The organism is Gephyromycinifex aptenodytis, from assembly GCF_012277275.1.
Classification (GTDB): Bacteria; Actinomycetota; Actinomycetes; order Actinomycetales; family Dermatophilaceae; genus Gephyromycinifex; species Gephyromycinifex aptenodytis.
In genome coordinates, this window is record NZ_CP051155.1 from 2685058 (window position 1) to 2706036 (window position 20979).

The window sequence follows — 20979 nt, forward strand, 5'->3', positions numbered from 1 at the left end:
TGTCGGTGTGGCAAGGGGTCAGTGGTCCCAGAGGGCGAAAAAGTGATGGACGGGGCCGTGCCCCGAACCCACCTGCAGTTCGTCGGCAGCTGCGATGGCGCCCGACAGCCACGTTTTGGCGTCGCTGGCTGTCGACACCCAGTCCGGGCGCTGCGGTCGTAACGCGGCCAGCGCCGAAGACAGGCTGCAACCGGTGCCGTGAGTGTTGGAGGTGTTGATGAACGGGGCGGTGAGCACATGCTCGCCGCCGTCGACGATGAGCACATCGGTCGCATCGGCGCCGGAGCCCTCCAGGTGTCCACCCTTGGCGTAGACCCCGCGGGCGCCGAGCTCGGCGAGACGCCGAGCGTGATCGGTGAGTTCGCCTACGGATCGGGCCGGTTCGGTCTCCAGCAGGACGGCGGCCTCGGGCAGGTTAGGGGTGATGAGGTCGGCTAGCGGCAACAGCGCGCGCACCGCGTCGGTGGCGTCGCTGTCGAGCAGGCGGTCGCCGCTCGTGGCGACCATGACCGGGTCGAGCACGACCGGCACGTCGGCGAACGGGCCCGCGAGGTACTCGCCCACCGTCTCGGCCAGTGCCGCCGAGGCGAGCATCCCGATCTTGACTGCATCGACACGCATGTCGGCAACGATCGCGTCGAGCTGGGCCCGCACAAACTCCACCGGAACGGCCTGCACCCCGATGACGCCTTGGGTGTTCTGGGCGGTCAGGGCTGTGATGACCGACATCCCGTAGGCACGATTCGCGCTGAACGCCTTGAGGTCGGCCTGGATTCCGGCGCCGCCGCTGGGGTCGCTGCCGGCGATCGAGAGGACGCTGGCGATTGCCGGGCCGCTGCCCCAGGCCTCGGCGATGGCGCGGGTGGCCTCTTGCGGGTCGGGTCGGCCGCAGATCGCGCTGATGACAGCCAACCCGTCCAGGCCGGCGGCTTTGAGGGCTGCCGCGTCGGCGGCCTTGACCCCGCCGATGGCGCAGGTGGGGACCGGGCTGCGCCGGGCCAGCGCCGAGAGACGGGCGTAACCGGTCGGCGCTGCGTGGTCGGGTTTACTGGCGGTTGCGCGCAGCGGCCCGAGCCCCAGGTAGTCCACGGTTCCCTCGGGTAGCGCCGCTGCCGCGGCGAGTTGCTTCTCGTCGGTGACCGAAAGGCCGAGGATCGGGCCGGGACCGAGGAGTTCGCGAGCGGCCACCGGTGACATGTCTGATTGCCCCACATGGGCGCCTGCAGCCCCGACCGCTTCGACGAGGTGAACCCGGTCGGTGAGGATCAGCGGCACCCCGGTGCCCGTGAGTACATCGATGAGCTCTCGCCCGAGGCGGACGAACTCTTCATCGCTGCAGTCGGGGTCGCGCAACTGCACCAGCGTGGCGCCCCCAGCGACGGCTTGGCGCACGGTCTGGGCCACCCCTAGCGGCTGGCACATCGCCGTGTCGGTGACGAGGTAGACGGACAGATCGAGGTGGGACATCAGGCCTCCTGGGCTTGTCAGCGAGCTTGTTGCAGCGCCCGTCACAGCGCGACCCGCGCGGCCAGGTCGGCCGGGGTCAAGGTAGAGAGGGAATCCAGTAGCGCCACCGCGAACGATCCGGGTCCCCGCGAGCATGAGGCCGCCTCGTCGGCGGCGACGGTGAGGGTGGCGGTAGCGGCGGTGGCCGCGACGAGCGGGTCGTCGCACACTGCCGCGAACGCGGCCATCAGCGCACCCAGAGAGCACCCCACCCCGGTGACCCTGGTCATCCACTCGTGGCCGTTGCGCACCCGCACCAGGCGCGCACCGTCGGTGAGGTGGTCGACGGCGCCGCTGACGGCCACCGTGCACGAGTGCTGCGCGGCCAGTTCCGAGGCGACGTCGGCTGCTTCCTGCGGCCCCGCGAGCGAATCGACCCCCCGCCCACCGGCGCCACCGGCCAACCCGAGAATCTCGGAGGCGTTTCCGCGCACGATGGCCGGCGGTGCCGACGCAATGAGTTCGCGCGCCTTTTCGGTGCGCCACGGCAATCCGCCGGCCGCCACCGGATCCAGCACCCACGGTGTACCGGCCTGCGCCGCGCCCGCCACAGCCTCGAACATCGCGGCCACGGTGTGCTCCTGGGGGGTCCCGAGGTTGATGAGTACCCCGCCGGCCACACCCGCGAAGAGACGGGCCTCGTGGGGGGTGTCCACCATCGCCGGGGCCGCACCCACGGCGAGCAGCACGTTGGCGCTCCAATTGGTGACCACGATGTTGGTCAGGCACTGCACGAGGGGGCCGGCGTCGCGCAGGTCCTGCAGGGCGCGAGCCAGGTCATCGGCAGTGGGCTGGGTAGCGGCTACGTCGGTCATCAGGCGACGATCCCTTCGCTAGTTCGAACTAGATCAGGTTCGACGGGTGTGATCTCAGCGCATGCGCGCACCCCGCGTCGTCCCGCCACTCTAACCAGGCTTGCGCCGCCCGGGCGAAAGGTCACCGACTTATGGGGGCGGGCCCGCCCCCGGCTCACCCCGACCAGCGCCGGGCAGGCGCATAGACCGAGCGCTCCTGGGCCTCCCGGCCCCTAGGCCGACTCCGCCCAGCGGATGCGAACCGCTCACGTGGGCAGGCGAGAACTGCTGGTCACGGGTGCTCGCCGACGGCTTCTGCGGCCTGTGCATCCCCGGCCAAGCGTGCTGAGACGGCGGCGGCGTGCGCCCTGACCGCGTCCTCGTCGAGGGTGAGCACGACCCCGTCGGCCAGGACGCGCCGCCCGCCGACGACGACATCACGAACGTCGCTGGCGCGGGCCGCGAACGCCAGGTAAGCGAGCACCGAATGCATCGGCGTGGCGTGCGGGCCGTCGGTTCGCAGCACTACCAGGTCGGCGGCTCGCCCCGGCTCCAGCGCTCCCACCTCAGGGAACCCGACGGCGGCGGCACCCTCGTGGGTGGCCATCGCGAACAAGTCGACGCCGCGTGCGGCGGTGGCGTCCTGGGCCAAGCCACGCTGGATCAGGGCGCCGACCTTGATCTCTTCGAACATGTCGAGGGTGTTGTTGCTGGCCACGGAGTCGGTGCCGAGCCCGAGCCGCACCCCCGCGCGGCGCATCGCGCGAAGCGGCGCGATCCCGGCCCCGAGCTTGAGGTTGCTCACCGGGTTGTACGCCACTCCGACACCGGCGGCTGCCAGGGTCGCGATGTCGGCTTCGTCGACGTGCACGCAGTGCGCGGCCAGCACCTGGACCTCGAACAGCCCCAGGTCTCGCAGATGCGCAACCGGTGAGGCGCCGTAACGCTGCTGGATGTCGTTGATCTCGACGGCTGTCTCGGCGACGTGGGTGTGCACGATCAGTCCGAGCCGGGTGGCCCGTTCGGCGATGTCTTCGTAGACCTGCGGCGGGCAGGTGTAGGGCGCGTGCGGGCCGAAAGCCAGACGCACCTGCGGATGTCCCGCGTACTGCGCGGCCAGTTCCTCGGTCAGCGCGAGGACCCCCCGCCCGTCCAGCGGGCTCGCGCTGGGGTAGGGGCGGGAATCGTGGTCGAACACGGTCGGAGCTGCCAGAACTCGCAGACCCGAATCGATGACCTCATCGAGCAGGGCGGCGTCCCAGGCGTACATGTCGGCGAAGGTCGTCACGCCGCTGCGAATCATCTCCACCAGAGCCAGCCGCAGGCCGGCCACGATGTCGGCCTGGCTCAGGTGCATCTCGAAGGAGCGGATGCCCGCCAGCCACGTGTGCAGGTCGCAGTCGTCGGAGTAGCCCCGCAGCAGGGTCATCGCCGAGTGGGTGTGCGCGTTCACCAGGCCGGGGATGACCACCTGGCCCGCAGCGTCGATGTCGTCGGCGGCCAGCGGCCCGCGCACCGGACCGACGTAGCTGATGATCCCTTCGTCATCCCAGGCGACTTCGGCCTCGTGGACGACCCCTGCGGGCGTCAGGACGCTGCCGGCCAAGACGCGCCCCGCGCGGGCGCCGGAGGCCATCACCGCTGCGCGTCGTCGGCGAGGTCGACCAGCACGGGTGCGTGATCGCTGGCGCCTTTGCCCTTGCGTTCTTCGCGGTCGATGCTGGCCCCGGTGACCCGTTGCGCCAGCGCCGGGGAGCACAACGCGAAGTCGATGCGCATGCCCTGCTTCTTGGGGAAGCGCAGTTGGGTGTAATCCCAATAGGTGAAGATGCGGTCGCCTTGGGTGTGTGGGCGCACGACATCGACATAGCCGGTGTCAACGACGGCGTTGAAGGCTGCCCGCTCCGGGTCTGAGACGTGCGTTTTGCCCGCGAAAAACTCCGGATCCCAGACGTCCTCGTCAGTGGGGGCGACGTTCCAGTCACCCATCAGGGCGATCTGGGCCTGCGCGTTCTCCTCCAACCAGGCCTGCCCCGATTCGCGCAGCGCCGCCAGCCAGTTCAGCTTGTACGCCAGGTGCGGGTGCTCCAGCTCCCGCCCGTTGGGTACATACAGCGACCAGATCCGCACTCCGCCGCAGGTGGCGCCCAGCGCTCGCGCCTCCGCCACCGGGTCGGGGTCGCCCCAGGTCGGCATGTCCGGGAAGCCGATCTGGACCTCCTCGATGCCGACGCGGCTGATGATGGCGACGCCGTTCCACTGGTTGAGCCCATGCATCGCCACCTCGTAACCGGCTTGCTCGAACGGCAGCAGCGGGAACTGCTCGTTCTTGCATTTGGTCTCTTGCAAGGCGAGCACGTCGAGGTCGTGGCGTTCCAAGAGCGCCACGGCGCGCTCGACTCGGCTTCGGACGGAGTTGATGTTCCAGGTGGCGATACGCACGGGCCTAGCCTAGGAGGCTGGGCCGACACCCGCGCGGTTCGGGTTGTGCGGCCCGGGCGCCTCGGCGAGGGTGAAGCCATGACCACTGCTTTGATCACTGGGGCCAGCGCGGGCCTGGGCGCTGCTTACGCACGTGAACTCGCCGCCACCGGCCACGATCTGGTGCTCGTCGCACGTTCCGAGGACCGTCTGCGACAACTGGCGCAGGAGTTGCGCGCCGCCCACGGGATTCGCACCGAGGTTCTGGTCGCCGATCTGGCCGACCGGGACGACCTGGAGCAGGTGGCGCAACGTATTCGCGGTGACGGGGAGTGCGGCGAGGTCGACCTGCTGGTGAACAACGCCGGTTTCGGCCTCAACTCGGCGTTTCTGGAGTCCGAGATAGCGGCCGAGGAGAACCTGCTCGACGTTCTGTGCCGTGCGGTGCTGGTGCTCTCGCACGCTGCGGGCAACGCCATGAAGGCTCGGGGACGAGGTGGCATTCTCAACGTCGCCTCGGTCGCCGGGTTCGTCGCAGTCGGGACCTACTCGGCAGCTAAGGCGTGGGTGACGGTCTTCACCGAGAGTCTGGCCGCGGAGCTGGGCTCCTACGGGGTGGCCGTGAGTGCGGTCTGCCCCGGTTTCACCCACACCGAGTTCCACGAGCGGGCCCAGATGAACATGTCAGCCCTGCCGCAGTGGCTGTGGCTCGATGCCCAGGACGTGGTTCGCACCTCACTGCAGGACCTGCGCCGGTTCCGACCGATCAGCGTCCCCGGCGCCGCGTACCGCGTCCTTGTCGCCGCGATAGGGCTACCGCCGCGCACGCTGATGGCCCAGGCCTCCAGCGCGCTCGCCCGGCGGCGGCGCCTGGCCTGACTTCGGCGCCGGAGCGGCCCCGATGTCGTAGCCGAGGCTCACGCGCTCGGGCATTGCTCGTTAGGCTGGCCGGGTGAGCGACAACACAGCAGCACCGACCGCCTCCGACGCCCGCGCGCGTCTCCTCGAACTCGTCAAGGACAAAGCCGTGGTGCACGGCAAAGTCATCCTGTCCTCGGGCCGGGAAGCCGATTACTACGTCGACCTGCGCCGCATCACCCTCGACGGTGAAGCTGCGCCCCTGGTTGGCATCGTCATGCGGGATCTGGTGGCAGACCTCGACTTCGACGCCGTCGGCGGGCTGACGATGGGCGCCGACCCGGTGGCGACGGCGATGCTGCACGCGGCAGCAGCCTCCGGTGCCCACCTGGATGCTTTTGTGGTGCGTAAGGCAGAAAAGGCGCACGGTTTGCAGCAACGCATCGAGGGGCCGTCAGTCTCCGGCCGCCGCGTGCTCGTTGTCGAGGACACCTCGACAACCGGCGGTTCCCCGTTGACGGCCGTGCAGGCCTGCCGGGAAGCCGGCGCCGAGGTCGTGGCGGTGGCCGTGATCGCAGACCGCAGCTCGGGCGCTGGCGAGCGCATCATGGACGAATCGGGTGTGCCCTACCGTTACGCCTTCGGGTTGGCCGACCTCGGCCTGGCCTGAGCCTGCCGCTCCGCGAGCCGTCACTTCTGATTGACGGCTCGCCGTGATTTCCCCGCGAGCCGTCACTGCGAAGTGACGGCTCGCGCGGACAAGGGGCGCGATGCTGAGCGTGCAAGTCTCGGCGGCGGCTGGCTGCCCCGTAGACTCACCGGCCGTGGAGGAGCGAGTTGTCGGGGTGGGGCCGTGGCCCGGGGGTGAGCACGCGTGGCCGCGTGCCGCAGACGGCGCGCTCGATGCCCGCTATGACCCGGAACTGCTCACCTCGGGGGATGCTCGCAACGTCGAGGACCGTTACCGGTACTGGCGCCATGAGGCGATCGTTGCGGACCTGGACATCACCCGCCACGCGTTGCACATCGCGGTAGAGAACTGGGAGCACGACTTCAACATCGGTTCAATCATTCGTACCGCGAACGCGTTCAACGTGGCGGCCTTCCACATCGTCGGCAAACGCCGTTGGAATCGGCGCGGGGCGATGGTCACCGACCGCTATCAGCACGAACACCACCACACCGACGTCGACGCCCTTGCTGCCTGGGCGCAGGACAACGATCTGGCGTTGATCGCGATCGACAACGTGCCCGGCAGCCGCCCCATCGAGACTTACCCGATCCCGCGGCGCGCCTTGATGATCTTCGGCCAAGAGGGTCCGGGGCTTTCGGCGCAGGCCTTGGAACGTGCCGAGGCCATCCTGCACATCACCCAGTTCGGCTCCACCCGCTCCATCAACGCCGGAGCCGCCGCCGCCATTGCCATGCATGCCTGGGTTCGCAGTCACGCCGATATCCCCGGCGCCGCACCAACCGAGGGCGACCACCCGGGCCACGACGGGGCTTGAGCTGTGGATGAGCTCATGGTCGAGCACGTCTTGCGGGCCGTTGAAGCGGTACCTCCGGGGCGGGTGACCACCTATGGGGCCGTCGCTGAACTCGTGGGCGCAACGGCCCGCCAGGTGGGTTCGGTGATGCGCTACTACGGCTCCAACGTCACCTGGTGGCGCGTGGTCAGCGCGACCGGGGAGCTACCGGACCACCTGCGCACGGCCGCCGCCGAGCAGTGGGAGCGCGAAGGGATCGAGTGCAAATCCGACGGCCGGGGTTGCCGCGTCGGCGACTATCGGGTCGATCCCCTGCAGTGGGGTGAACGCTACGCCGAGGCCGCTAGCGACCTGCCGCGCTACGAACGCACACCGCGCCGCTAGCGAGAGGCGGCGCCAGTTCGCGCGCGGTCCGCACCGTGCCGCGCGGGGCCGGATCCGGCAATCCCTTCGCTGAGGCGCCCCCGCCTGGCTACCCTCGCGATATCGGACATACCGATCCGGTTGATCCAGCAGCGTGGCCAGCATCGCCCGGCGTCGTGGGCGGAGCGGTCCCAGGGAGGGTGCCATGCACGTCTACCCCGAGTTCGCAGCTCCCTGCGGAACTCATATCGTCCAGTTCGCCCGTGAGCACCCCTTCGGTCTACTGGCCACCTCCCGGGCCGATGCGCCCCCGCTGGTCACCCACATCCCCGTCGTCCTTCCCGACCTGCCCGAAGGCACCGAAACCCTGGTGGGGCAGAGGTTGGTGGCTCACATGGGTCGGGAGAATCCGCACTGGCAGCACCTGGAGTCGGGGGAGTCCCTGCTGGTGCTCACCAGCAGCCACGGATACGTCTCTCCGGTGCACTACCAGCGTGAGGTCGCCGTACCGACGGTCGATTACGCCGCCGTCCACCTCACTGTGCGGGCCCGCCTTCTCCCGGACGAGCAGGACCGGCTGGCCGTGGTGGAGGCAACGGTGCAGCGCCTGGAACGCGACCGTTGCCCGCGCTGGGACCCGACGAGCTCGCGTGGGCAGTTCCGCCAGATCATCGGCGGGGTCGCCGCCTTCGAATTGGAGGTCGTCGCCCAGGAGGCGATGTTCAAGCTCAGCCAGGACAAACCGCAGGAGGCCCGGCTGCGATTGCGGGCCGAGTTCGCCGCTGCAGGCTGCCCGCACAACGATCTCGCAGAGCTCATCGACCGCGTCCCGGTCAACGGGCCGCAGGCCTGAAACCAGGGCAGCGGCAGCCAACTGCCCAGCGGTGCGGCCCTCCGGCCGGTGACGACCGTGGATGCGCCTAGGATGGGGGCTAGCCCTGGTCCGTGCATCAGGCACGGACGAGCCGAAGTAACGAAGGAGCCACCGTGCCAATCGCAACCCCCGAGGTCTACGCCGACATGCTCGACCGGGCGAAGGCGGGATCCTTCGCCTACCCAGCCATCAACGTGTCCTCCAGCCAGACCTTGAACGCTGCACTCAAGGGATTCGCCGACGCAGGCAGTGACGGCATCATCCAGGTCTCCACCGGTGGTGCGGAGTACCTGTCCGGTCCGTCCATCAAGAACATGGTCGCCGGTTCGCTGGCTTTCGCCGCGTACGCCCAAGAGGTCGCGAAGAACTACCCGATCAACGTGGCGCTGCACACCGACCACTGCCCCAAGGACAAGCTCGACGGTTTCGTGCGTCCGCTGCTGGCCGCCTCGGCCGAGCAGGTGAAGAAGACCGGCCTGCCGATCTTCCAGTCCCACATGTGGGACGGCTCGGCTGTGCCGCTGGAGGAGAACCTTGAGATCGCCAAGGAGCTCCTGGCCCTGGCCAAGGCCGCCAACATCATCCTTGAGGTCGAGATCGGTGTCGTCGGTGGCGAGGAAGACGGTGTCGCCAACGAGATCAACGACCAGCTCTACACCACCCCCGAAGACGCGCTGGCCACCGTTGAGGCCCTCGGCCTGGGCGAGAACGGCCGCTACATGGCCGCCCTCACCTTCGGCAACGTGCACGGCGTGTACAAGCCGGGCAACGTCAAGCTGCGCCCCGAGATCCTCAAGCAGTGCCAGGACGCCATCAAGGAGAAGTACCAGGGTGCGGACGACAAGCCGCTCTCGCTGGTGTTCCACGGCGGCTCGGGCTCGCTTCCGCAGGAGATCAGCGACGCTGTCGACTACGGCGTCATCAAGATGAACGTCGACACCGACACCCAGTACGCCTTCACCCGCCCGGTCGCCGAGCACATGCTGCGTAACTACGACGGTGTGCTCAAGGTTGACGGTGAGGTCGGCAACAAGAAGCAGTACGACCCGCGCGCGTGGGGTAAGGCTGCCGAGGCCGGCATGGCCGCCCGCGTCGTCGAGGCCTGCGAGGCCCTGCGTTCCGCCGGCACCCACAAGTGAGCGTGATGTCTCACTGACACACATCGCGTCCACTCGTGGTCGCACGTGTCTGCAACGAGGTCCCCGTCACCATCGTGGTGGCGGGGACCTCGTCGTTCTTTCTCGCATCTGTCGGGATGCGAACGCGGCACAGGCCGCTTAGAACATCGAGACGTTGGAGAGTTCACGGTCGCAGCTGACGCCGGCGGTCACGTTGCGGGTGATCCAGGCAATGACGCCGGCGCGTTCGCCGCGCACGAGCGGGCCGCCCTCGCCGAAGGTCCACTCGTCCTCCTCGAGGGTGCGGATCGAGAACGCGGGGACGTCGTCACGGGCCCGGAGGCGGCGTACCGCCTCCTCGAGCACGTCGAGCTGGGCGTCGGGGCCCGCCTCCGCGAGGGTCCACACGGTGTCGAGGTCATCGTGGTGGACGAGGACTTCGGTCATCCGCACGGCCAGCAAGCCGCGAGCGGGCACCGGCCCCGAGCCGATCTTCACCTCCTCGGTGACGAGTTCTGTCCGCAATTGCTTTGCCGCCTGGGCGAACCGCTCGCACGCGGCTCGGGCATCGGCCTTGATCTCGGCGCCGGGACGAGTGGCGCCGTCCTCGATCTCGGCATCCCGCGCCTCCGGGGAGGTGTAGCCGGGCTTCTCCACCCCCGTACGGGCCCATTCGACGAGGTTGCAGAAGGCGTCGGCGTTGCGGGCCACGTGGGTGACGACGTGGGCGCGGGTCCAGCCCTCGCACTTCGAAGGACCGCGCAACTCATCCTCGGAGAGGCTGTCGGCGGTGGCGAGGAACATGTCTGTCTCACGCCTGAGACGTCTCAGGGCGGCGGGGATCTGCGCGGCTGCGAAGGCGTTCATGTGGTCAGTCTGCCGCGCGACTCCGCCCGGGTCGGGTGGGCGCCGGACCATGTCGGAGCCTGCGGGGCGGCGTCTGCGCCCAGGCTGCCGTAGGGGGGTGCTGGCCGCGCAGGGGATTTCGGGAGACCATGGGCAGACTGGAGCTTTCACGCCCTGCCCGCATCGTCGACACGCTCGGCATGTTTCAGGCGTGACCGTCCGCTCGTTCCGCACCCGACGTATCCACGGAGGACCCATGACCCACCAGAACCTGCTGGAGCCGCCGGAGACGCTGCTCGAGGTCGACCCAGCAGCGGCAGAACTCCTCGCCGGTGCCGATGCCGCCATCACCGCCGGCCGGTACCCGGGGTCGGCGCTCGCCTGGGCCACGCTCGCCGAGGCCGCTCTCGTCATGGGGTTCACGGTCGAGGCGTATGCCTACGCCCGCACCGGCTACCACCGCAGCCTCGACCAGCTCCGTCGGGCAGGGTGGAAGGGCGCAGGCCCGGTGCCGTGGCACCACGAGCCCAATCGGGGATTCCTGCGCAGCGTCGCAGCCCTGTCCCGTGCCGCGGGGCAGATCGGCGAGACCGACGAGCAGCAACGCTGCGAAAACCTCCTGCGCGACTCCAGCCCCGAGGCAGCCGACGCGCTCGGTTTCTGAACACACATAGCGGGGCCCACGCCGAGCTGACGTGGGCCCCGCTATGTGTCGGTGTCGGCTGTTGCCGCCCGGCTCAGGAGCCGATCTTGACGCCGGTCACTGCCTGCTGAGCCCCGCTGGCGACCTTCTTCTCGTCGAAGGTGAGGGTGACCCGCTGGCCGGCTTCGTCGGCATAGCTGCACATGTTCGATTCGCACACCGTGCGCAGCAGGTTCGCGTTCGGCTTGGCCTTGGCCAGGGCAGCAGCAGCGGCGGGGTCGGCGTAACGCCCCAGGGCGCTGGTATCGCCGGCGGCCCACGCGCTGATGAGGGCATCGCCGTACTCGCCGCTGTCGCGCTCAGGCACGACGGCATCCTTGTTGATGATCGTGGTCGTGGTGGCAGGTTGGGGGGTGCTGGCGGTGGTCGGCACTGCGGGGTCGGCCGTGGGAGAGGACTCGGCCAGCGTCGAGGTTTCAGCGGGCTGGCTCGGCGTAGGCGACTCGGAGGCAGACGGACTGGCCAGCGTCGCGGTCGCGGCCGCGGGGGCTGTCTCGCTTTGTCCGCACCCAGCGACGGCCATCGCTGTGGCCAGGGCGAGGAGGGCGGGCATGCGGGCCTTCATGTGTGCTCCTTCTGCGAAGCTCGGCGGTGGTCCGGAGAGATCCCGGAGGATGGGACCCGTCCCAGGATGTCCATATCGGCAGGATTTGCCTGTCAGTAAGGACAATTCAAGGACAAACGCAGACCAGATCCGGCAGCGCCGATGACGCTGAATGGGCGTGAGCCGGTGTGGGCGGGCTCGCGATAGGCTCGGGGAGTACGAGCCCACCGCTGTGATGCGGGGGCTCGCGCCGTGTGGAACTCGCGACAGGACCCAGGCCGCGCGCCTGGCGCGGACGCGGCGCGTCAGTTTTCTCGGATGAGGAAGAAGGTAGCCCGAATGCCCGCGATCGTGCTCGTCGGAGCCCAATGGGGCGATGAAGGCAAGGGCAAGGCGACGGACCTGCTCGGTAAGGACGTCGACTACGTCGTCAAGTTCAACGGCGGCAACAACGCCGGCCACACGGTGGTCATCGGCGGCGAGAAGTACGCCCTTCACCTGCTGCCCAGCGGGATCCTCACCCCTGGGGTGACCCCCATGATCGGCAACGGCGTCGTCGTCGACCTCGAGGTGCTCTTCCACGAACTCGAGGCGCTGGCCGCCCGCGGCGTCGACGTGGCCAAGCTGCGTATCAGCGCCAACGCCCACCTCATCCCCTCTTACAACCGCATCCTGGACAAGGTCACCGAGCGCTTCCTGGGCAAGCGTCGCCTGGGCACCACCGGGCGCGGCATCGGCCCCACCTACGCCGACAAGATGAACCGGGTCGGGTTGCGCGTGCAGGACTTGTTCGATGAGTCGATCCTGCGCCAGAAAGTCGAAGCCGCGCTGGAAGTGAAGAACCACTTGCTCGTCAAGATCTACAACCGGCGCGCCATCGAGGCCGAAGAGGTGGTGCAGGAGCTGCTGCAGTACGCCGAGCGGGTACGACCGATGGTTGCCGACTGCGGCCTGGAACTGCACCAGGCGCTGGAGGACGGCAAGACCGTGCTCTTCGAGGCAGGCCAGGCCACGATGCTGGACGTCGACCACGGCACCTACCCCTTCGTCACCTCCTCCAGCGCCACCGCTGCCGGGGCGTGCACCGGCTCGGGGATCGGGCCGACACAGATCGATCGCGTCGTCGCGGTCTTCAAGGCCTACACCACCCGCGTCGGCGAGGGTCCCTTCCCCACCGAGTTGCACGACGAGTTCGGGGAGCGACTGCGGGCCAACGGGTTCGAGTTCGGCACGACCACGGGACGACCGCGTCGTTGCGGATGGGCCGACACCGTCGTGGGCCGTTACTCCACTCGCATCAACGGTGTCACCGACTACGTCGTGACCAAGCTCGACGTGCTGACCGGCTTCGAGACCATCCCGGTCTGCGTGGCCTATGACGTCCAGGGCGAGCGGTTCGAGGAGATGCCCTCGCACCAGAGCGACATGCACCACGCGGTGCCGATCTATGAGGACCTGCCTGGTTGGAGCGAAGACATCACCGGTTGCCGCACCTTCGACGACCTGCCGCAGAATGCGCAGCGGTACCTGCTGCGTATGGAGGAGCTGCTCGGTGCGCGTATCTCGGTGATCGGCGTCGGGCCAGGCCGCGACGAGGTCATCACCCGCTATTCGCTGTTGGGAGACGACGAGTGAGTCACGAAACCACTGAACCAACCCAGCCGGGTCAGGCTGGCGGGCAGGCCGCCGAGCACGAAGCGCCGAAAGGCTCCGCCGCCGGCGGGCCGCAGGAGCCCCGTCAGGGGCGTCGGCGCGGACGTGGAAAGGCCGGAACCGGCGAGGTCGACTGGGTGGCTCGGCTGGCCGACGAACTCATCACCGCAACCCAGCAGCGGCGCCCGGGCCAGAAGATCATCTGCGCCTCCGGGCTGTCGCCGTCGGGTCACATCCACTTGGGCAACCTGCGCGAGGTGATGACACCGCACCTGGTCGCTGACGAGGTGGCGCGGCGCGGTTATCCGGTCGAACACATCATCAGCTGGGACGACTACGACCGGTTCCGCAAGGTCCCGTTCGGCGTCGAGGGCATCGACGAGAGCTGGAACGCTTACATCGGGATGCCGCTGACGAGTGTGCCCGCTCCGCGCGGCTCCCAGCACCCGAACTGGGCCGAGCACTTCAAGGCCGAGATGAGCGAGTCACTCGCGCAACTGGGCGTGGAGTTCCGCGGCATCAGCCAGACGCAGATGTACACCTCCGGTGCCTACGTGCAGCAGGTGCTGCACGCGATGGCCCACCGCGAGGACATCGACGCGGTCCTGGCCCAGTACCGCACCAAGACCGAGGCCCCGGTCGCTGCGCTCGGGGACACCGGTATTGAGAGCGAGCAAGACGCTGAAGCGGCCCGCGCCGCAGCCGAAGGTTCCGGCGCCGCCGATGAGGACGACGGCTCCGGGGGAACGGGCGGGTACTTCCCGTTCAAGCCCTACAGCCGCGCCTTCGGTACCGACGCCACCCGGGTGACCTCCTACGACCCCGCAACCACAGAGCTTCGTTACGTCGCGACCGGACCGAACGGTGAACAGGTCGAAGAGGTCATGCACCTCGACCGCGACTTCCACGGGAAATTGGTGTGGAAGGTCGACTGGCCGATGCGCTGGGCCTATGAAGGCGTCGACTTCGAGCCCTCCGGTGTGGACCACCAATCCCCAGGCAGCAGTTACGTCGTCGGCGGGCAGATCGTCGGCCCGATCTTCGGGGGCTGGCAACCACTGGGCCCGATGTACGCCTTCGTCGGCATCTCCGGGATGGCGAAGATGAGCTCATCCAAAGGCGGGGTGCCCACCCCCGCTGACGCGCTGGCCATCATGGAGCCGCATGTGCTGCGTTGGCTGTACGCCCGGCGTCGCCCCAACCAGTCCTTCTCGGTCGCTTTCGACAACACCATCCACCGTCTCTACGACGAGTGGGACCAGTTGGAGCGCAAAGTTGCCGGCGGTAAGGGCCAACCCGGTGACGAAGCCATGTACACCCGCTCGGTGCGCACCGCCGCTCGGGAACTGCCGCGCACCCCGGTGCCGGTGGGCTACAAAGCGTTGTGCTCCATCGTTGACATCACCGGCGGCCACGAAGGCCAGATGAGCCGCATCCTGGGCTCGCTGGACCCGGCGATCACCGACTTGGACAAGGCGCGTCCCCGCCTGGACCTGGCCGCGACGTGGGTGGCTAGCCAGGCCGACCCGCACGACCGCACGACCGTGCGCGAGCAGCCCGACCAAGAGGCACTGGCCGGTCTGTCCGATCACGAGCGCGAGTCGTTGCAGATGCTGGTCGCGGATCTGGAGAACGACTGGAGCCTGGAAGGGCTCACCAGCCTCGCCTATGGAGTCCCCAAGCGTCAGGCCGGTTTCGACGTGGGCGAGAAGAAACTGCCGCCTGAGGTGAAAGCCGACCAGCGGGCGTTCTTCGCCCTGTTGTACCGGCTGCTGCTGGGCGCCGAGACCGGACCGCGAATCCCAACCCTGCTGTTGTGTCTGGGCCCGGACAAGGTGCGCACCCTGCTGGGGCACTGAACACCACCTGCACGGTCACGCACGGCCGGGTCGCCCATCGCGGGTGACCCGGCCGTCTGTCTGTGTGCATGCGCGGCGGCCGGGTTGCCGCGCCCGCCGGGATCGCTCAGGCGGGGCGCAACACGTGCATGCGGTGCGCGGCGCGGGTGAGCACGACATAGAGCACCCGAACCCCGCCGGGTGACTCTGCGGTGATCTCGTCCGGGTCGATGACCAGGGTGGCGTCGTACTCCAACCCCTTGGTGGACAGCGGATCCTCCACGACGACGCGATCTTCAAGACCACACGCCTGCGGCAGGTCCAGCAGATGGCTCGCCCACCGTTTGGGGGCGATGATCGCGATGCTGCCCTCAACCTCCGCCGCCAGCTGGGTCAAGGACTCCGTGGCCGCCGCCACCAGCGGCTCCGTCGCGTTCTGGTCGAAGGGGACGCTGCGATCCACCGGTTCCACGCCGGTCTCCCGGATGGCCTCCGGGATGTCGGCCTCCGGCACCTGCTGGCGGATCACACGGGCGGCGTAGGCGAAGATCTCGCGGGCGTTGCGGTAGTTGGTACCCATGTGAAAACGGGCCCGCGGCTGGCTGCCGAAGGCTTCCTCACGGGCCTTGGTTGCTTCCTGTGCATCCACCCAGGACGCTTGGGCGGCGTCCCCGACGATGGTCCAGCTGGCCCAGCGACCCCGCCGCCCCAGCATTCGCCACTGCATGGGGGAGACGTCTTGGGCTTCGTCGATGAGGATGTGGGCGTACTCCCCGGGGCGACCGACGGTCCCCGACAGCAGCGGGTCGTTGCCCAGTCGTTCTCGGGAAGCCGAGCGTCCCCCGGCGGCGCCTTCGGAACCGGAGATGCGCAGTGCCCGCTGCGACTCGAGCTCTTCGAGGTCTTCGACCTCGAAGAAGCCGCGCTCGGTGTGCACCTCGGGCATCGTGCCGATGCGTGCCGCAACGTCGTCGATGAGCGCGATGTCAGCCACGGACCAGGTGCTCGTCTGCAGAGTGGTGGTCATCGAAGCGGCGAGTTCGGCGCTCTCGGCAGGGCCGAGGATCCCACGGCTGTAGCGGCGGGCCCGGCCCGGGTCGGCGAGCCAAAGCACGACCTCGCGCGGGTCTACCGGACGCCACCACTGCTGCAGGAACGCCTCGACGTCGCGGTGCTCGACAAAGGTGGCGATGAAGTCTTCCCGCTCGTTCTCGTCGTCTCCCGGGGAGCGCACCGACAGCCACGCTTCCGTGGCCAGCGCCTGCAGCATCGCCTCTTGGGAGGCGTTGCGGTGATGCCTGCGCAGCACCTGGGCGCGGGCGCGGTCGAGTCGGTGCCGCTCCAGGCGTACCGGGCGGCCGGCGACCATCGCCCGCAGCATCGCCGGGGCGCCCGGGATCGTGTCGCGGGCTGCTCTGGCCAGGACCCGGCGCATCCGCAGCGAGCCTTTCACGGCTGCCGCGGCGGGGGAGTCGATTCGCCCCGCCGTGGCGGCATCCACGATGTCACCCAGGGCGCGCAGCGTGACGGACTCCTCGCCTAAGGAGGGCAGCACCCGTTCGATGTAGGCGGTGTAAGCCGAGGACGGGCCGGCAACGAGGATGCCACCGCCTTCGAAGCGGCGCCGGTCGGAATAGAGCAGGTAGGCGGCGCGATGCAAGGCCACGACGGTCTTGCCGGTGCCGGGACCGCCGGTGATCTCGGTGACACCCCGGGCTGGGGCGCGGATGGCTTCGTCCTGGTGGGACTGGATGGTGGCCACGATGTCGCGCATCCGGGAGTCGCGGCTGCGACCCAGGGCCGCCATCAGGGCGCCTTCCCCCAGGACCACCAGATCGTCCGGGGCGCGGGTGACCATCAGGTCGTCCTCGGCGCCGATGACCTGGTCGCCGCGGCAGCGCAGCACCCGGCGACGCAGCACGCCTTGGGGGTCCACGGGGGTGGCGCGGTAGAACGGGGCCGCCGCCGGGGCTCGCCAGTCGATGACCAGGGGTTCGTAGTCGTCATCGCGCACCCCGAGTCGCCCTACATAACGCACTTCGCGCTCGGCATGGCTTGAGGGCTGCAGGTCCAACCGGCCGAAAACGAGGCCCTCGTGTTGGCGGTCGAGTTCGTGGCGGCGGCGCCCGGCGCGGTAGACCAGGGCATCTCGCTCGAAAAGCCCGGTGATCTCTTCATCGCGCACATCGCCGGTGCGGTCGGTGCGTCCCCGCACCATTCCTTCGACCTCGACCAGGGCAGCTCGCTGGGCCGCCTTCGCCAACTCGCCGTAGACCCGATCGACGTGCTCCTGCTCGATTCGCAGTTCCTCGGCGACGATGTCGGAATCGGCTGCCGGGGCGTCGGTTCGGACCTCATGTGTGCTCAAAATGCGTGCCTCGTCCTCGCTCGCGCCCGCAAGGGCCCCCTGGGTGTGTCGGCACCGTAACGGCGCAGCCATCTAGTGTAGTTCGTCGAGCCCGGCCACCCGGTCGTTGTCCAGCAGACTTAGATCCAGCCGCGGCGGACGGCTTGCACCCCCGCCTGGAAGCGAGTCGAGGCTCCGAGCTGGGTCATCAGGGCTCGGACCCGACGCTCCACGGTGCGTTGTGACATCCCGGACTGGGCAGCGATCGTGCTGTCGGTGGCTCCGGCGGCCAGTAGCGACAGGATGAACACGCTCTGCCGGTCCAGGGCGCTCAGACCCTTCCAGGCCATCGGGGTGGCCAGGGACCACCAGGCCTCGCCCAGGGCGCGCAGCGCGAGCACCACGCGCCTGTCGCGGATGAGCAGGGACCCGCCTCCGGAGGTGTCGAACGAGGTGAGGTCGACAACTGCGGCGACGTCATCGGCGACGATCGTGGTGAAGGGGATGGAGTCCAGGAAGCGGGCTTCCTCCCCGCCCTCGATTCGGGCCAGCAGGACATCGCCAGCCCCCTGGTATTGCAGGACGGAGGTGTCGAAGGTGCTGCGCAGCCGCAGGGGAGTGCCGTCGACGGTGATGAGTCGTTCCCGATGCTGTTCCAGGGCCATCTTGAACATGTGCGCCGTGCGCGGGGAGTCGTCATAACAAGCAAGGACTTCGGTGCAGGCCGACGCCATCACGGTCTCCGCCGCGGATTGCAGTTCCTCGGTGGTGCTGAGCACCGCAACGCCGCTGGGGGCCTCCTCAGCCCTTGCCCGAGACGTCCGGTAGAGCTGCGCCAGATCGTGCGCGGTGTCGCGGGCGAGCGCGGCGCGCACCTCATAGGTGCTTGCCAACGCGGGCAGTGCGATGTCGGGGGGGATGGCTTCCCAGACGTCGGGTGACCCGCTCGAGCGCAGCATGCCGCTATCGACGAGCTCTTTGATGGCTGGGTCGATCATGCTGGTGGGGATGCCCGCGGCGACCATCTGTCGTCGAGTCAACCCGGGGGTTCGTACTGCCAGCAGGTAGATCCGGGTGGTGTACCGGTCGAGCTGGGCGGGCAGCGGCATGGGCAATTGCGCCTTCGGATCGGAGCTGTCGTACAAGCTCGATCTGCTGCCTGTGAGTGCAACCTTCGGGTTGACCATGGCTGCGCTCCTTAGCAATTCGGATTTTCTACGTCACCTTAACCGGTCGCTGTGGACGCGCCCGGTGGCGCTGGCGGTGGCGCCGCCAGCGGCGTGCCGGGTCGCAGGCCAGCGGCGTACTCGTGCTGGGGATGGGGCAACCGTCACCTAGGCTGGGCGGCGTGAAGGTGCTCGTGCTCGGATCAGGTGCCCGTGAACACGCTCTTGTGCGTGCGTTGACTCAAGATCCGGAGGTGACCGAGGTTCTCGTCGCCCCGGGGAACCCCGGAATGGTGGATGAAGCCACTGTGCTCTCCTCCCCCGGGAGGATCGACGACCCCGAAGCCATGGCTCGGCTGGCCCACGACAACAGCGTGGATCTCGTCGTCGTCGGACCGGAAGCGCCGTTGGTGGCCGGTGTCGCCGATGCGGTGCGAGCCCGGGGTATCGCCTGCTTCGGCCCTTCTCAGCAGGCCGCTGCGCTGGAGGGAAGTAAAGCCTTCGCCAAGGATGTGATGGCGGCAGCCGGGGTGCCCACCGCGCGGGCACGGGTGTGCCGCAGCGTCGAAGAGGCGATGGAGGCCTTCACCGAGTTCGGTGCGCCGCACGTGGTCAAGGACGACGGTCTGGCAGCGGGTAAGGGCGTCGTGGTCACCTCCAAACTGACGCAAGCACTCGCGCACGCTGCGCAGTGTCTGGAGCGGGAGGTCGCCCCGGGGCAGGCCCCTCCGCAGATCGTGGTCGAGGAATTCCTCGACGGCCCGGAGATCTCACTGTTCTGCGTCACCGACGGCACGAGCGTGCTGCCGCTGGCCCCGGCCCAGGACTACAAGCGAGCCCTGGACGGGGGCCGCGGTCCCAACACCGGCGGCATGGGTGCCTACTCCCCGCTGGAATGGGCGCCCGGTGATCTGACGGAGCAGGTCATCGAGCGCATCGCCAAGCCGACCATCCAGGAGATGGCCCGCCGAGGCACCCCGTTCGCCGGCATCTTGTACGTCGGTCTGGCTCTGACCGCTCGAGGTTTGCAAGTGGTGGAGTTCAACGCCCGCTTCGGCGACCCGGAGACCCAGGTGGTGCTGGCACGGCTGCGCACCCCGCTCGGGGGGTTGCTCTTGGCTGCAGCCAACGGCACCTTGGCCCAGCATCCGCCGTTGCAGTGGTCATCTGAGCACGCCGTCACGGTCGTCGTCGCCGCTCGGGGCTACCCCGAGGGGCCCCGCAAGGGGGACCCGATCGAGGGGATCACTTCCGCTGCGGACGCCTACGTGCTGCACGCCGGCACCGCGCACGCTCCGGGCGGGGGGCTCGTGACTGCCGGCGGCCGGGTGTTATCCGTCGTGGGCACCGGGCCGTCTCTGGAGCAGGCGCGTCGCGCGGCATATGAAATTGTCGCCAAAATCGACATCCCCGGCGCCCACCACCGGAGCGACATCGCTTTGGCCGCAGCCGAGGGCCGGGTCTTCCTGCCGAACCAGGAGAATTCATGAGCGTCGCTGCCCAGGATCGCCCCCCGATGGAGTTGCCGGGCTATGTACCCGTCTACTCGGGGAAGGTCCGCGACCTGTACGCGCCCATCGATTCGGCCACCGGGCAGACCCAGCAGGACGCCTTGCTGCTGGTCGCCTCCGACCGCATCAGCGCCTACGACTACGTGCTCGACAGTGAGATCCCGGACAAGGGCCGGGTGCTGACCCAGATGTCGCTGTGGTGGTTCGAGCAGTTCGAGAGCCTGATCCCGCATCATGTGCTGTCCACGGACGTGCCTTCGCAGGTGGCCGGTCGTGCCCTGCTCGTGCGCAGGCTGCCGATGGTTCCGGTGGAATGCATCGGCCGGGTCTACCTGACCGGTAGCGGGCTCAGTGAGTACCAGGAACGCGGCTCGGTGTGCGGGGTGCAGCTTCCTGCCGGGTTGCTGGAGGCCAGTCGACTACCCGAACCGATCTTCACCCCGACCACCAAAGCGCCCCTGGGGGAGCACGACGCCCCGATGACCTATGCGCAGGTGGCAGAAGAAATCGGGGAGGCCTTGGCTGCACGGGTCAAGGAGGCCACGACGGCCATTCTGGCCCGTGGTGGCCAGATCGCGGCCGAGCGGGGCATCCTCATCGCCGACACCAAGGTCGAGTTCGGGCTTGATCACGCAGCGGCCCAGGACGGCGTTCCTGGGTTGGTGTTGGCCGATGAGGTGCTGACCCCGGATTCCTCACGGTTCTGGCGAGCTGAGCATTGGGAGCCCGGCCGGACGCAGCGTTCCTATGACAAGCAGTACGTCCGGGACTGGCTGACCTCCTCGGAGTCCGGCTGGGATCGCCACGCCGGCGGGCCTCCACCGCCCCTACCGGCGGATGTCGTGGCGGCCACCCGCGCGACCTACATCGAGGCCTACGAGGCGCTGACGGGCAAGGACTTCGTCTGAGCCGAAGCCGGTCTGGTAGCGCTGGGGCCGATAGGCTGGCTG

At 68.8% G+C, this 20979-nt stretch carries 19 protein-coding genes and 1 riboswitch; of the genes, 11 read left to right on the forward strand and 8 right to left on the reverse strand.

Annotation, left to right across the window (positions count from 1 at the left end; translation table 11 throughout):
- Positions 1-18 precede the first annotated feature (18 nt).
- The 4 genes from thiD to G9V96_RS11530 all read right to left on the reverse strand — a co-directional run bounded on the left by thiD (position 19) and on the right by G9V96_RS11530 (position 4742).
- A complete protein-coding gene (gene thiD, locus G9V96_RS15340) occupies positions 19-1467 on the reverse strand; it encodes a bifunctional hydroxymethylpyrimidine kinase/phosphomethylpyrimidine kinase (protein WP_210424400.1) in 1449 nt (482 codons plus the stop codon).
- A 41-nt stretch (positions 1468-1508) separates the two neighbouring features.
- Positions 1509-2321 (reverse strand): hydroxyethylthiazole kinase, encoded by an 813-nt coding sequence (gene thiM, locus G9V96_RS11520; protein ID WP_168583149.1) that lies wholly within the window; start codon positions 2319-2321, stop codon positions 1509-1511.
- A riboswitch (TPP riboswitch) is annotated at positions 2314-2406 on the reverse strand. Its footprint overlaps the gene before it by 8 nt.
- A 186-nt stretch (positions 2407-2592) precedes the next feature.
- Positions 2593-3936: an amidohydrolase gene (locus G9V96_RS11525; RefSeq protein ID WP_168583150.1), complete on the reverse strand. Its 1344-nt coding sequence runs from the start codon at positions 3934-3936 to the stop codon at positions 2593-2595.
- A complete protein-coding gene (locus tag G9V96_RS11530; RefSeq protein ID WP_168583151.1) occupies positions 3936-4742 on the reverse strand; it encodes an exodeoxyribonuclease III in 807 nt (268 codons plus the stop codon). The genes G9V96_RS11525 and G9V96_RS11530 overlap by 1 nt, the downstream gene beginning before the upstream one ends.
- A 78-nt stretch (positions 4743-4820) precedes the next feature.
- Between G9V96_RS11530 and G9V96_RS11535 the strand changes: the two genes are divergently transcribed.
- The 6 genes from G9V96_RS11535 to fbaA all read left to right on the forward strand — a co-directional run bounded on the left by G9V96_RS11535 (position 4821) and on the right by fbaA (position 9442).
- The gene (locus tag G9V96_RS11535; protein WP_168583152.1) at positions 4821-5600 is read left to right on the forward strand and encodes an SDR family NAD(P)-dependent oxidoreductase; all 780 of its coding nucleotides are present in this window, start codon (positions 4821-4823) and stop codon (positions 5598-5600) included.
- Positions 5601-5673: 73 nt separating this feature from the next.
- The gene (pyrE, locus tag G9V96_RS11540; protein WP_168583153.1) at positions 5674-6249 is read left to right on the forward strand and encodes an orotate phosphoribosyltransferase; all 576 of its coding nucleotides are present in this window, start codon (positions 5674-5676) and stop codon (positions 6247-6249) included.
- Between the two features lie 100 nt (positions 6250-6349).
- Positions 6350-7087, forward strand: a complete 738-nt coding sequence (locus tag G9V96_RS11545) for an RNA methyltransferase (protein ID WP_168583154.1) — start codon at positions 6350-6352, stop codon at positions 7085-7087.
- A gap of 15 nt (positions 7088-7102) precedes the next feature.
- Positions 7103-7450 (forward strand): MGMT family protein, encoded by a 348-nt coding sequence (locus tag G9V96_RS11550; protein WP_226913292.1) that lies wholly within the window; start codon positions 7103-7105, stop codon positions 7448-7450.
- Positions 7451-7634: 184 nt separating this feature from the next.
- Positions 7635-8282 (forward strand): FMN-binding negative transcriptional regulator, encoded by a 648-nt coding sequence (locus G9V96_RS11555; RefSeq protein ID WP_168583156.1) that lies wholly within the window; start codon positions 7635-7637, stop codon positions 8280-8282.
- A 134-nt stretch (positions 8283-8416) separates the two neighbouring features.
- The gene (fbaA, locus tag G9V96_RS11560) at positions 8417-9442 is read left to right on the forward strand and encodes a class II fructose-bisphosphate aldolase (protein WP_168583157.1); all 1026 of its coding nucleotides are present in this window, start codon (positions 8417-8419) and stop codon (positions 9440-9442) included.
- A 138-nt stretch (positions 9443-9580) separates the two neighbouring features.
- Here the strand turns inward: fbaA and G9V96_RS11565 are convergent, their stop codons facing one another.
- Positions 9581-10288, reverse strand: coding sequence for a maleylpyruvate isomerase family mycothiol-dependent enzyme (locus G9V96_RS11565; protein ID WP_168583158.1), 708 nt, complete (start codon positions 10286-10288; stop codon positions 9581-9583).
- A 235-nt stretch (positions 10289-10523) separates the two neighbouring features.
- On the opposite strand from G9V96_RS11565, the gene G9V96_RS11570 reads away from it, so the two are divergent.
- A complete protein-coding gene (locus G9V96_RS11570; protein WP_168583159.1) occupies positions 10524-10931 on the forward strand; it encodes a DUF3151 domain-containing protein in 408 nt (135 codons plus the stop codon).
- A 73-nt stretch (positions 10932-11004) separates the two neighbouring features.
- Here the strand turns inward: G9V96_RS11570 and G9V96_RS11575 are convergent, their stop codons facing one another.
- A complete protein-coding gene (locus tag G9V96_RS11575) occupies positions 11005-11535 on the reverse strand; it encodes a hypothetical protein (protein ID WP_168583160.1) in 531 nt (176 codons plus the stop codon).
- Between the two features lie 318 nt (positions 11536-11853).
- Here G9V96_RS11575 and G9V96_RS11580 point away from each other — a divergent pair, with 318 nt between their 5' ends.
- A complete protein-coding gene (locus tag G9V96_RS11580) occupies positions 11854-13149 on the forward strand; it encodes an adenylosuccinate synthase (protein ID WP_168583161.1) in 1296 nt (431 codons plus the stop codon).
- Positions 13146-15026: a lysine--tRNA ligase gene (locus tag G9V96_RS11585; RefSeq protein ID WP_210424401.1), complete on the forward strand. Its 1881-nt coding sequence runs from the start codon at positions 13146-13148 to the stop codon at positions 15024-15026. The genes G9V96_RS11580 and G9V96_RS11585 overlap by 4 nt, the downstream gene beginning before the upstream one ends.
- Before the next feature lie 106 nt (positions 15027-15132).
- Here G9V96_RS11585 and G9V96_RS11590 read toward each other — a convergent pair whose 3' ends face one another.
- Together G9V96_RS11590 and G9V96_RS11595 are read right to left on the reverse strand one after the other, a co-directional pair.
- On the reverse strand, positions 15133-17445 hold the full coding sequence (locus tag G9V96_RS11590; RefSeq protein ID WP_168583162.1) for a HelD family protein: 2313 nt from the start codon (positions 17443-17445) through the stop codon (positions 15133-15135).
- Positions 17446-17492: 47 nt separating this feature from the next.
- Complete coding sequence (locus G9V96_RS11595) at positions 17493-18539, reverse strand: helix-turn-helix transcriptional regulator (RefSeq protein ID WP_168583163.1); 1047 nt, start codon at positions 18537-18539, stop codon at positions 17493-17495.
- Between the two features lie 161 nt (positions 18540-18700).
- Between G9V96_RS11595 and purD the strand changes: the two genes are divergently transcribed.
- Both purD and G9V96_RS11605 read left to right on the forward strand, forming a co-directional pair.
- Complete coding sequence (gene purD / locus G9V96_RS11600; protein ID WP_168583164.1) at positions 18701-20008, forward strand: phosphoribosylamine--glycine ligase; 1308 nt, start codon at positions 18701-18703, stop codon at positions 20006-20008.
- The gene (locus G9V96_RS11605; protein WP_168583165.1) at positions 20005-20937 is read left to right on the forward strand and encodes a phosphoribosylaminoimidazolesuccinocarboxamide synthase; all 933 of its coding nucleotides are present in this window, start codon (positions 20005-20007) and stop codon (positions 20935-20937) included. The genes purD and G9V96_RS11605 overlap by 4 nt, the downstream gene beginning before the upstream one ends.
- The last annotated feature ends 42 nt before the right edge of the window (positions 20938-20979 follow it).

Bases quoted from the DNA above. Each gene is read 5' to 3' on its own strand.
- G9V96_RS11535 (WP_168583152.1), top strand. From the start codon at position 4,821: ATGACCACTGCTTTGATCACTGGGGCCAGCGCGGGCCTGGGCGCTGCT.
- G9V96_RS11550 (WP_226913292.1), top strand. From the start codon at position 7,103: ATGGTCGAGCACGTCTTGCGGGCCGTTGAAGCGGTACCTCCGGGGCGG.
- G9V96_RS11605 (WP_168583165.1), top strand. From the start codon at position 20,005: ATGAGCGTCGCTGCCCAGGATCGCCCCCCGATGGAGTTGCCGGGCTAT.
- G9V96_RS11570 (WP_168583159.1), top strand. From the start codon at position 10,524: ATGACCCACCAGAACCTGCTGGAGCCGCCGGAGACGCTGCTCGAGGTC.
- G9V96_RS11590 (WP_168583162.1), bottom strand. From the start codon at position 17,445: ATGGCTGCGCCGTTACGGTGCCGACACACCCAGGGGGCCCTTGCGGGC.
- G9V96_RS11565 (WP_168583158.1), bottom strand. From the start codon at position 10,288: ATGAACGCCTTCGCAGCCGCGCAGATCCCCGCCGCCCTGAGACGTCTC.
- G9V96_RS11575 (WP_168583160.1), bottom strand. From the start codon at position 11,535: ATGAAGGCCCGCATGCCCGCCCTCCTCGCCCTGGCCACAGCGATGGCC.
- G9V96_RS11580 (WP_168583161.1), top strand. From the start codon at position 11,854: ATGCCCGCGATCGTGCTCGTCGGAGCCCAATGGGGCGATGAAGGCAAG.
- G9V96_RS11555 (WP_168583156.1), top strand. From the start codon at position 7,635: ATGCACGTCTACCCCGAGTTCGCAGCTCCCTGCGGAACTCATATCGTC.
- thiM (WP_168583149.1), bottom strand. From the start codon at position 2,321: ATGACCGACGTAGCCGCTACCCAGCCCACTGCCGATGACCTGGCTCGC.
- thiD (WP_210424400.1), bottom strand. From the start codon at position 1,467: ATGTCCCACCTCGATCTGTCCGTCTACCTCGTCACCGACACGGCGATG.
- G9V96_RS11595 (WP_168583163.1), bottom strand. From the start codon at position 18,539: ATGGTCAACCCGAAGGTTGCACTCACAGGCAGCAGATCGAGCTTGTAC.
- G9V96_RS11545 (WP_168583154.1), top strand. From the start codon at position 6,350: ATGCTGAGCGTGCAAGTCTCGGCGGCGGCTGGCTGCCCCGTAGACTCA.
- G9V96_RS11525 (WP_168583150.1), bottom strand. From the start codon at position 3,936: ATGGCCTCCGGCGCCCGCGCGGGGCGCGTCTTGGCCGGCAGCGTCCTG.